The sequence below is a fragment of the Aliamphritea spongicola genome (assembly GCF_017051665.1).
Lineage (GTDB): Bacteria > Pseudomonadota > Gammaproteobacteria > Pseudomonadales > Balneatricaceae > Amphritea > Amphritea spongicola.
The window spans coordinates 1-284 of record NZ_JAFIDL010000123.1; the positions used below are offsets into that span (position 1 = coordinate 1).

Annotated in this window: 1 pseudogene; it reads left to right on the plus strand. The window is 70.8% G+C overall.

Annotation, left to right across the window (positions count from 1 at the left end):
- Positions 1-284, plus strand: a pseudogene (locus JYB63_RS23005) (alpha-D-ribose 1-methylphosphonate 5-triphosphate diphosphatase); the annotation flags it as partial.

Consider the following 284-nt stretch of genomic DNA (forward strand, 5'->3'; position numbering starts at 1 on the left):
ACCGCGAATATTATCAGGGCAAATACCACCTCAACGATCAGCAGATGAGCGAGTACGAGGAAGAGCAGGTCGCCCTGTCCGCCCGCTGGGCCGCGCCGAACCGCGAGGCGATCGCCGCCCACTGCCGCGCGCGCCGCATCTCGCTGGCCAGCCATGACGACGCCACCGCCGCGCACGTGGCCGAATCCTGCGCGCTCGGCAGCGCCATTGCCGAGTTCCCCACCACCGAGGCGGCCGCCCGCGCTTCGCACCAGCAGGGCCTGCAGGTGCTGATGGGCGCGCCG